The following is a 1,264-nucleotide window of genomic DNA, read 5'->3' as shown; positions in this document are numbered from 1 at the left end:
CTTTTTTTATATATTCAATATATATTGAAAAAACGGGCTTAAGCCCGTTTGGAAAATGGATAAGTAGTTGTAAAACTATTCTACGGAATGATGCTTATTTTTTGCCCACCTTTTGATACGGCTTGAATATCACGATCATACATTGCTTCACCGAATGCAGGTGGAATACTATAAGTGCCCACATTAGTTGCTTTGATTTGATAAGTGAATTTTTGTATTTTACTATTATAAGTTTCTCCATAAATAATAACACGATCTTCACGTACATCGGTATATTCAGGATACCAAGTACCAGTTTTTGTAGCAATTGGTGAAACCCAGTTATAACCACTGTATTCATGGTTGTCATATTCCTCATATTCTTCACTGGCATCTTCCTGATTAGATATAGGTTGTTGTACAACTTCAAAGCCGCCAGGTAGCAAATCAACAATTGCTATATTCGTTATTCCATCATCTGATACCGCACGGAGTTGAATCGTCACGTTGATTTTATCGCCCAGCTTAACTTGTTCAACGGGTTTGCCCTCAAGGTCTGTGAATTCACGATAGATTTCAAGACCTCGTTTAATTGGTTCTTTAGGCGGTGTTGTGTCATAACCTTGCTCTGAAAGCATGTACCAAGCAGGTAAATCTGATTTATTTGTTACATTGATTTTAGTATCTTGAGCATCAAATTTACCTTTGGCTAGAATTCCATTTAAATTCGCAATGATTTTTTGTTTTTCTCCTTCTTTAGATATTGCATTAATTTGGAGAGTATCATTAGATAAATTAGATTTATCAATACTTGACGAATAACTACTTAAAGCAAGGATAGTCATTGCAGCGGATTGAGTTGTGTATCTTTGTTTGTTAAGCATGATAACCATATTTTCAAGTGCTTGAGCTGGAATCGTTTTTGCCTTTTCAGGAAAATGTTTGCTAATTAAATAGATCCTTCCTGCATCAACAACTAGTGGGTCATAATATTTGTTTGTCCACCAAGCATGATCGTATGCTGTTTCTAGTTGTTGCCAAATTGGTTTAAGTAATTTATTGGCTTCTTTATCCATTTTTAGCATTTTATATGATGAGGCTAAATACATTGCTATGATATCTTTTTTCCATTGCGTATTTGAATTTCTATTTAGATCTGCAATTATAGATGCTAAATAACTTGTAGTTACTTGATTTTGGCGTGTTAATAGATAGATTGCATGAGATCGAATTTTAAAGCCATAATTGTCATAGTAACTAGAGTTAGCAATTTTCTGTAAATATT

Annotated in this window: 1 pseudogene; it reads right to left on the bottom strand. The window is 33.5% G+C overall.

Annotation, left to right across the window (positions count from 1 at the left end):
- Positions 1–80: 80 nt before the first annotated feature.
- A pseudogene (locus tag A9G30_RS11885) lies at positions 81–1,264 on the bottom strand (alpha-2-macroglobulin family protein); the annotation flags it as partial.

The sequence above is a fragment of the Gilliamella sp. Fer4-1 genome (assembly GCF_001690515.1).
GTDB classification, from domain to species: domain Bacteria; phylum Pseudomonadota; class Gammaproteobacteria; order Enterobacterales; family Orbaceae; genus Gilliamella; species Gilliamella apicola_C.
Note: the sequence above shows the minus strand (reverse complement) of the source record. Positions and strands in the feature narration are given on the sequence as shown.